General features: G+C 60.5%; 9 protein-coding genes and 1 pseudogene. 5 read left to right on the top strand and 5 right to left on the bottom strand.

The features are described 5' to 3' along the window. Both VGP75_RS14435 and VGP75_RS14440 read right to left on the bottom strand, forming a co-directional pair. The coding region (locus tag VGP75_RS14435; RefSeq protein ID WP_327544331.1) for an MBL fold metallo-hydrolase at positions 1 to 374 on the bottom strand (374 nt) is incomplete at its 3' end. Then, complete coding sequence (locus tag VGP75_RS14440; RefSeq protein WP_327544332.1) at positions 374 to 2,077, bottom strand: acyl-CoA dehydrogenase; 1,704 nt, start codon at positions 2,075 to 2,077, stop codon at positions 374 to 376. The genes VGP75_RS14435 and VGP75_RS14440, both read right to left, overlap by 1 nt. 113 nt (positions 2,078 to 2,190) lie before the next feature. On the opposite strand from VGP75_RS14440, the gene VGP75_RS14445 reads away from it, so the two are divergent. Further along, the gene (locus VGP75_RS14445; RefSeq protein ID WP_327544338.1) at positions 2,191 to 3,138 is read left to right on the top strand and encodes an L-threonylcarbamoyladenylate synthase; all 948 of its coding nucleotides are present in this window, start codon (positions 2,191 to 2,193) and stop codon (positions 3,136 to 3,138) included. Positions 3,139 to 3,144: 6 nt separating this feature from the next. On the opposite strand, the gene VGP75_RS14450 is transcribed toward VGP75_RS14445, so the two are convergent. The 3 genes from VGP75_RS14450 to ubiA are packed head-to-tail and all read right to left on the bottom strand — an operon-like array spanning position 3,145 to position 6,420. After that, the gene (locus VGP75_RS14450) at positions 3,145 to 3,468 is read right to left on the bottom strand and encodes a hypothetical protein (protein WP_055293595.1); all 324 of its coding nucleotides are present in this window, start codon (positions 3,466 to 3,468) and stop codon (positions 3,145 to 3,147) included. A 9-nt stretch (positions 3,469 to 3,477) separates the two neighbouring features. Continuing rightward, a complete protein-coding gene (locus VGP75_RS14455; protein ID WP_327544333.1) occupies positions 3,478 to 5,400 on the bottom strand; it encodes an OmpA family protein in 1,923 nt (640 codons plus the stop codon). 54 nt (positions 5,401 to 5,454) lie between these two features. Next, positions 5,455 to 6,420 (bottom strand): 4-hydroxybenzoate octaprenyltransferase, encoded by a 966-nt coding sequence (ubiA, locus tag VGP75_RS14460; protein WP_327544334.1) that lies wholly within the window; start codon positions 6,418 to 6,420, stop codon positions 5,455 to 5,457. A gap of 11 nt (positions 6,421 to 6,431) precedes the next feature. Between ubiA and VGP75_RS14465 the strand changes: the two genes are divergently transcribed. The 4 genes and pseudogenes from VGP75_RS14465 to VGP75_RS14480 all read left to right on the top strand — a co-directional run. Continuing rightward, positions 6,432 to 7,154, top strand: coding sequence for a 16S rRNA (uracil(1498)-N(3))-methyltransferase (locus VGP75_RS14465; protein WP_327544335.1), 723 nt, complete (start codon positions 6,432 to 6,434; stop codon positions 7,152 to 7,154). Continuing rightward, the gene (locus tag VGP75_RS14470) at positions 7,151 to 7,990 is read left to right on the top strand and encodes a GNAT family N-acetyltransferase (protein WP_327544336.1); all 840 of its coding nucleotides are present in this window, start codon (positions 7,151 to 7,153) and stop codon (positions 7,988 to 7,990) included. Before VGP75_RS14465 ends, VGP75_RS14470 begins: the two co-directional genes overlap by 4 nt. Continuing rightward, positions 7,983 to 8,501 carry a hypothetical protein gene (locus VGP75_RS14475; RefSeq protein ID WP_327544337.1) on the top strand — a complete coding sequence of 173 codons (519 nt, stop codon included), beginning with the start codon at positions 7,983 to 7,985 and terminating at the stop codon, positions 8,499 to 8,501. The genes VGP75_RS14470 and VGP75_RS14475 overlap by 8 nt, the downstream gene beginning before the upstream one ends. A 56-nt stretch (positions 8,502 to 8,557) precedes the next feature. Next, positions 8,558 to 8,803, top strand: a pseudogene (locus VGP75_RS14480) (glutamate--cysteine ligase); the annotation flags it as partial.

Genomic DNA, 8,803 nt, shown 5'->3' on the forward strand with positions numbered 1-8,803 from the left:
ACATCCAGCGTCAGCATCCGTGCCATCAGCCATCCGGTGCGCGGCATGGCAAGACTTGCACCTTGTTCCATGAACCATGCCGCCAGCCCGACGTGATCGGGGTGGTGGTGGGTGACAACAACGCGTCCCACAGGTTTGCCAGCCAGCGGCCCTTTCAGCAATGTGCCCCAGATTGCCCGCGCGCGTTTGGACGCAAAGCCCGTGTCGATCACTGTCCAGCTATCGCCGTCGTCCAGCGCGTAGACGTTGACGTGATCCAGTTTCATGGGCAGGGGCAGGCGCATCCAGAGCACACCGGGTGCGAGCGTGATCGCCTCACCCTCTGCGGGCGGATCCTGAAAGGGATACCGGATGCCGCGTTGGTCGTCAGGCATTATGCGGCAAGATCGTCTGCGGTGATAGCCATGAGATCGGTTGCCCCTTCACGTGTGTGTGCCAAAAGGCCTGTGTGTTCGGGGAGCATACGTTTAATGTAGAAGGTTGCAAGGCGGGTGCGGCTGGCGTCGCCTTTGACTGCGCTTGCCAGATGGGCGTGTCCGCCAAGAACCCGCGCAAAGGCCCGCAGATAGGGGACGGCGCCTGCAAAGCGGGCGTTTAGATCGTCCTGTGTGGCCAGCCATTCAGTGGTTTCGCGCAGGCTCTCTGCTGATTGCCAGACCGCTTCGGCCAGTTGTGGATGGGTCTCTTTGGCAGCTTCGGCGCCTTGTTCGATTTCTTCGAGGATACGGAATGCGGCCTCGCCCCCGTCCATCAGTTTGCGCGCCACAAGGTCCATGGCCTGAATGCCGTTGGTGCCCTCGTAAATCGTGGCAACGCGTACGTCGCGCGCGTATTGGGCGGCGCCTGTTTCCTCGATAAAGCCCATGCCGCCGTGGACTTGGATACCGGTCGCGGCAACTTCGCAGCCGACATCGGTGCAGAATGCTTTGCTGATGGGTGTCAGGAAGGCCGCGCGCGCCTGCCATTCGGCGCTGCCCGTGGCATGTGCCATGTCGATTGCCACGGCGTTCATCAAGGTGATCGCGCGGGCGGCATAGGTGTCGGCCTTCATGGTGGTCAGCATGCGCCGCACGTCAGCATGTTCAAGGATCGCCCCACTTCCAGGCGCTTTGCCCTGTTTGCGATCTTGGGCATAGGCAAGGGCGTGTTGAAGTGCCGCCTCGGCGATGCCGACGCCTTGTGTCGCGACGCCCAGCCGGGCGTTGTTCATCATGGTGAACATCGCGGCCATACCGCCGTGTTCTTCCCCCACAAGCCAGCCTGTCGCACCGGAATATTCCATCACGGCAGTGGGCGAGCCGTGCAGGCCCATTTTGTGTTCAAGGCTGACCACGCGCAGATCATTCGGTTTGCCGGGGTTTCCATCGGCATCAGGGATCAGTTTGGGAACCATAAACAGGCTGATGCCCTTGGTGCCCGCCACACCATCCGGCAGGCGTGCCAGTACAAGGTGGCAGACGTTTTGCGTGAAATCATTGTCAGCCCAGCTGATATAGATCTTCTGACCGCTGATCGCATAGGTCCCGTCGCCATTGGGTTCGGCCTTGGTGCGCAACGCACCCACATCAGACCCAGCCTGCGGTTCCGTCAGGTTCATCGTGCCGTTCCATTCGCCCGAGACCAGCTTGGGAATGTAGAGGGTCTTGATCGCATCCGAGGCGTGGTGTTCCAGCGCCTCGATCTGGCCTTGGGTCATCAGCGGGCTGAGTTGCAGGGCAAGGCAGGCTCCTGCGAGCATTTCATTGACTGTGGTCGTCAGGGTCATGGGCAGGCCAAGGCCGCCGTTCTCCTGGCTGGCGGACATGCCGATCCAGCCACCGGTCGCGATTGCGTCGTACCCTTCCGCAAAACCGGGGCTGGTGCGGACGATACCGTTCTCGAGATGGGCGGGGTGCAGATCGCCTGCGCGGTTGAGCGGTGCGAGAATATCCTCGGACATCTTGGCGGCTTCGGTGACAATCGCTTGGGTCATGTCAGGGGTGGCTTCGGCAAAGTGATCGGTTGCCGCAACCTGATCAAAGCCGACCACATGATCCATCAAGAAACGGAAATCGCTGACAGGTGCGCGATAAGGCATTGCTTCATCTCCAAATTATGCAGCCGCTTGGCAAAAGCCGGGGTGCGGGCTAAGCATCAGGCATGCGGCTACCCTATCGCAGTGCGGCCACCCATCAACCAAAACGCCACGTCATGACCGATGAACACTCCCTGATGCTCCAACCGGATGTTGCCGGCTTGGAAAAAGCCGCGGCACTGCTGGCGGGCGGGGGACTGGTGTCTTTTCCGACCGAAACGGTCTACGGGCTGGGTGCCGATGCGCGTAATGATACGGCAGTGGCAAAGATTTTTGCCGCCAAGGGCCGCCCCAGTTTCAACCCGCTAATCGTGCATGTGGCAGATTTGGCGGGGGCCGAGACATTTTGCGTTTTCAATGACACAGCCCGCGCGCTGGCACAGGCGTTCTGGCCCGGTGCGCTGACGCTGGTGCTGCCACTGCGGGCCGATGCAGCGGTGTCACAACTTGTGACGGCGGGACTTGGGACTTTGGGGGTCCGCGTTCCGGATCATCCTGTAGCACTCGGGTTGCTGGCGCGTTTTGGTGGTCCTGTGGCCGCACCTTCGGCCAATCCCTCGGGCCGTATCAGCCCGACGACTGCCGCCCATGTTGCGGCTGGCCTGGGGGGCAGGATCGATGCCATCGTGGATGGGGGTGCCTGTCCGGTTGGTGTGGAATCAACGATTGTGAACTGTGTAGGTGAGCCTGCTTTGTTGCGCGCGGGTGGCATTCCGCTTGAGGCGCTCGAGGCCTGTTTGGGGCGCCCTCTGGCGCGTCTGGCTGATCCGGCGGTTCCGACCGCACCCGGGCAACTGGAATCACATTACGCGCCGCGCGGTAAGGTGCGTTTAAACGCACCTTACGCCGAAGAGGGCGAAGTCCTGCTGGGGTTTGGTCCGGTCGATGCGGATCTGAACCTGTCCGCTGCGGGCGATCTGACCGAGGCGGCGGCGCGCCTTTTTGCCTGTCTGCATCAACTTGATGCAATGGGGGCCGAACGGATTGCCGTCTCACCTATTCCGGATCATGGATTGGGTCAGGCGATCAATGACCGCCTGAAACGCGCCGCCGCCCCGCGCTAGCGGTCTTTAGCCTTCTTTGCGTTCAATATAGCCGCGCAGTTCTTCGGCTTCCTGGCGTGCTTCGCGCAAACCGTCCATCGCGGCGCGCAATTCGGCTTCGGTCTGGCTGAGCTGGTTGGTGATTTCGGCCTCGCGTTGTTGCAGATAGGTGATCGCCTGATCGCGGGTTTCCTCGGCTTCGTGCAGCGCTTGCGCCATCTTGTCCAATTCGCCGATTTCCGCCTTGGTCACGCGCGTAAAGCGGTTGACCAGCCAGCTTGCAAACCAACCCAGAACAAAGGCCACAAAAAGAATAACGGCCGTTGCGATGATGAATTCTGTTCTGTTCATTGGCTTCGTCTATTCGCTTTCTGTTGCGCTGTCATCTGCATCTGTTGCGGCCTCTTCGGCGGCCTCATCACCGGTCAGTTCCTCTGCGAGTTCATCAAGGACCGACACGTCTGCGGCAGGAGGTTCGGGCAGGATCAGGCTGAATTCGATGCGCCGGTTTGCTTCGCGCCCTTCTTCGGTGTCGTTGTCGGCTATCGGGTTTTCTTCGCCAAAACCGATGGATTCGAAGGTTGACACCGGTACCCGCCGTGCGCGCAAAGCTGTGAGAACCGCATCGGCGCGGTCCTGGGACAACTGCTGGTTCATCGCTTCGCGGCCCTGGCTGTCGGTAAAGCCGGATACCCTGATCCGCAGATCACCGCATTTCCTCAGGATTTCGGCAATGTCATCCACGACAGGCTGCGTGTCGGCTGTCAGGTCGGCTGAACCGGGATCAAAGGTGATTTTGCGCCCCTCGGTCACAGTGACGATCTGCGCCATACATTCCTCGGGCGTGGGCAGGCCGGCGATGGGGTCAAGCTCTTTGACATAGGTGATGTCGATATCGAAATCAGCAGTCTGCCCCAGCTTTTCGATCAGCAACCGCGACACGACGGCGCTGGCGTTCTCGTTGCCGGTGTTGCCGCGGACCGTCATATTTTCAGGCTCGACGATGACCGCGCCGTTGGAGAGTTCCGAGAGCGCCTCGATCCCTGCAAGAACGCGGACCGACCAGCCGGCAGGCAGGCCCTCGGCCACGCGTGTTCCCATCGTGATGTTGCGCTGGGCAAAGCGGGCGCTGGCGAAATTCTCGACAACTGTATTGGTGATGTCATCGGGCACGCGCCCGCGCAGTTGCACCTCACCCTCGGGGCTGAGTGTGGCCGTGAACTGGGGCAGTTCCTCGGCCGCATCGCTTGGAAGATCAGGCAGTTCAGCCGTCAAGGCGAATGCATCAGGCAGCGAGTTTTCCAGCCGTCCGACAATATTGTCAAAGGTAGCCTGCCCTGTGCCTGCGGGTGCGATGAGCGTGACGTCCGTGTCAGAGACAGTGATCGTGCCGCCGCCAATGTTCTTTACCGCTGTTATGGACTGTGCGACGGCCTCGCCCCATGTGCGTGACGGCGCGCCGAGTGCGAAAATACAGTTCGCCTGCCCAGCAAAACCTGCCTCGGTTGCGGCGGCCATGATCTGGCTCAGTGCCTCTTCGGTGTCGACGGCGCAGGCATCAAAACGCGCGCCTTCCTCATCAAGAATGAAGCGTGTTGTGAAAGGCGAAATAACCGGACGCGGCGCGCTGATCTCGACCGAAACGCGGACCCCAGCGGGGATATTGCGGGCGAGTGCGACCTCAAACCGGCGTTTTTCTTCGGGGCTATCAGAGATCGCATTCACGATCACGCGGTTCTCGTTCACCGAAATCTTTGATCTGTTCAGAATTTCAAGTGACCGCACGGCATAATTCACGGCGGCGCGCCAGTTCTGTGGAGTTGGATAATCGGCGACTTCAAGAAGGTCGGTCACTGGTAGGCCATCGGCGATATCGGTGATGCGCGCGACCAGCGCTTCACGGTCGGTTGTGGCTGGTATCAGCCCGATCAGTGACACACCGGCATCGTTGCGCAAGATCTCGATCGCGAATTGCGGGGGTTGGATACTGGCCGAATCGGTCACCGAAAGGTTGTCGATCACGCGGCTTGCATCGACCATGCCACCAGCCGCCGAGATCGCGCGAAAGCGGACGGCCTCTGTTGGCGCCTCGCCTTCGAGAATAACCTGAAGCCCGTCACCAAGCACCGAGGCCCATTCGTAGCCCTGATCTACAAGGGTTTCCTGCACGGCCAGCACAGAGCGTTCTTCGACGACCGACACCGTGGTGCGGGCGGCGGCGACCGACAAAAAGGCTGCGGCGGCGAAAACAATCAGGCGTATGAAAATGGCGGATAGGCGCATCTGGGTCCACTACTCGTTTGGTCTCTGCATAGGCCCAGCCGCCGCGGTGTTCAATCACACCAGAAGCGCTATGGCGAAAAACGGCAGAGGGATCAGTCCGGCGTTCCTGTTTGAACGGAAGAGCCGCAGTAGTCCGTCGTTGTCATCAGGGTCAAAATGGCTGAGTTGCCAGGTCAAGTGCCAGCCCAGCGCCCAAGGCCCGCCAATCGCGATGACAAGCGACAGGACCGACCGTTCCGAGGCCGCAAGCAGGACGGCCAGACCAAAGAGCACAATCGTGATGGTCAAGAAGAACCGGAGCCATTTGCGGGCGTCTTCACCGAATAGCCGCGCGGTGGATTTCACCCCGATCAGCGCGTCATCCTCGGCGTCCTGAAAGGCATAGATGGTGTCGTAAAACAGCGTCCATGCGATACCCGCGAAGTAGAGCACGATAGGGACAGGGCCAATGCTATTGGTATGAGCGGCCCATGCCAGCAAGGCGCCCCAGTTGAACGCGATGCCAAGGAAAACCTGTGGCCACCATGTGAAGCGTTTGGCGAAAGGATAGATCGCGACCGGTGCCAGTGCGAGGATGCCCAGAATGATTGCGGCGGGGTAAAACGTGATCAGGATCAGGAAGGCGACCAGCGCTTGTGCGACCATCCACATCAGCGCACCGCGCACCGTGACCTGCCCCGAAGGAATAGGCCGCGACCGTGTGCGCGCGACCGATCCGTCAATATCGCGGTCGGTGATGTCGTTCCATGTGCAGCCCGCGCCACGCATCAAGAACGCCCCGATCCCGCAGCCCACAATTGTCCAAAGATCATGGCTGCCATAGCTGTCGGTCGCCAAAACCGCGAGCGACAGACCCCATAGACAGGGCAGATAGAGCAACCAAGTGCCGATCGGGCGGTCTGCGCGGCTGAGCCGCAGATAGGGCCGGCTGAAGCGCGGTGCAAGGCGGTCGACCCAATTGTCTTTGACGGCGTCGGCAACCGTGCCGCTCGGCTCTGGCATCTGGGAATTTTCGGTCATATGGTCCGCTCATGGCATCCAAGGTTCGGCTTTATGTAGATCAGGCTCTGGGGGAAGAGCAAACGGTTCCGCTGACGCGCGAGCAGGCGCATTACCTTTTCGGGGTGATGCGGCTGGAGGAAGGCGCTGTGCTGTCGTTGATCAACGGGGCTGATGGCGAATGGGATGCGCAAGTGGTGAAGGCGGGCAAGAAGGGTGGAATACTCTTGTGTTCGGCCGAGACGAAGCCCCAGCAAAATCCGCCTGATTTGTGGTTTCTGTTCGCGCCGATCCGCAAAGAGCGCACGGCCTTTATCGTTGAAAAAGCCGTGGAAATGGGGGCAGCGCGGATTTGTCCGGTGCAAACCGATTTCACGCAAAGCGCAAACCGGATCCGACAGGATAAATTGCAGGCCCATGCCGTTGAGGCCGCTGAGCAATGTGGTGGCACCTTTGTGCCGCCTGTGGACGATCTGGCAAAGCTGGACCGTATTCTCAAAGACTGGCCGCCCGAGCGGCAGTTGATGTTTTGTGACGAAGTATTGATCGGTGATCCTGTCGCGCTCCCTGATATGCGTGGCCCTTGGGCGATCCTGATCGGACCCGAAGGCGGGTTTTCACCTGCCGAACGTGACCGCCTGCGCGCCTTACCCTTTGCGCATCCTGTCAGCCTCGGCCCGCGCATTCTGCGTGCGGATACGGCGGCGGTGGCGGCGTTGACCGTCTGGCAACAGGCCTTGGGCGATTGGCGATGATCGTGGCGGTTGCAGAAGACCGCCCCGCGATTGAGGCTTTCCTGACCCGGTACATCACGACATCCATGTTTCCGCTGTCGAACCTGCGGCGCTATGGCATGGCAGGCGGGCATCCGCGTGCGATGCGGTTTTGGCTGCGCTGGCAGGCAGGAGCTTTGGTCGATGTGCTCGGCGTCTCGGAGGAAGGCATGGTGTTCCCGCAATGCCCCACCAGCCCATGGGGCGATGTGAAGGTGGTTCTGTACGGGCATAGCGTAAAGGGGATTTTGGGCGATGCAGCACAGGTGGCTGCCCTGCGCACCGTCTTGGGATTGTCGGGTGATCCGGGGCTGGATAAGGCCGAGCCGCTCTATGCTTTGTCGCTGGATGATCTCGTCATGCCCGATCTTGCCGGATTTCGTCTGGTCCCCCTGAAAGATGCGCCGCGCGCGCTGGTGGTTGGCTGGCGGCGTGCCTATCTGGAAGAGGTGCTGCCGATGCCGGGTGAGGATAGTGCCATGACCGCCGTCAAAGATATTGTCGGTTATCTCGAAGCGGATACCCACCGTGTGCTGTATGAAGGCGATACGCCCGTCGCGATGACGGGGTTCAACGCAGTCCTGCCCGAGGCGGTACAGATCGGCGGCGTCTATACGCCCCCCGCGCTGCGCGCCCGTGGCTATGCCCGCCGTGCGGTGGCGCTGCACTTGGCCCAGGCACAGGCCGCTGGCACCAAAACTGCCAGTCTTTTTGCGGCCTCCCCGCAGGCCTGCAAGGCCTATGAAGCGATCGGTTTTCGCCGCACGGGTGATTTCCGTATTCTGATCTATCAAGAACCACAGGTGATCTATGGATGATTTTTTCCGCCCCGAGGTCCGCGCCTTTTTCCGGCACTGGCGCGAAGTGATCTTTGCCGTAGGCTTTGCGGTCTTCGGGATCTGGTGGGCACTGACGGGGACCGGGATTACCCAGTGGCTTGGCATCATTTTTATTGTGCTGGGTGCTGGTTGGGCGTTTGCTGCCATGCAAAGGGCGCGCTTTGCCCAAGATGGGGATGGCGCTGGCGTGGTGCAGATCAGAGAGCGCCGCTTGGCCTATTTCGGCCCGCTGGATGGCGGCGTGATGGATGTGGGTGATCTGAGCAAGCTCGAGATAGACCCCACAAGCCACCCTGACCCAAGCTGGATATTGACGGGCATTGACGGACAGGTGCTCTCGATTCCTATCAACGCGGCAGGGGCCGAAGGTCTGTTCGATGTCTTTGCGGCCCTGCCCGATATCAAGACCAATACTGTGCTGGATGTGCTTTCACACACACCTGATGCGCGGGTGACAATATGGAGCCGCGTCAAGCCGCTCTTGCATTGACACGAAGCTTGGTGCAGGTCACCGATAACACTTGATCAACAGCGGAGCCTTGCCCCATGTCCATTCCTCAGTCCGGCGGCGGCCCCATCGAGAATCACGATCAACTAGCCGAAGTCCTGTCCAAAGGGTGCAAACCCAAAGAGGATTGGCGGATCGGCACCGAGCACGAGAAATTCGGCTTTTGTCAGGATTCATTACTTCCGCTCCCCTATGAGGGCGAGCGGTCGATCAAAGCGGTGCTTGAGGGGCTTGAGGGCCGTTTCGGCTGGGACCGTGTCGAGGAAGATGGCAAGATCATCGGC

It is taken from the genome of Yoonia sp., from assembly GCF_036007805.1.
Classification (GTDB): Bacteria; Pseudomonadota; Alphaproteobacteria; order Rhodobacterales; family Rhodobacteraceae; genus Yoonia.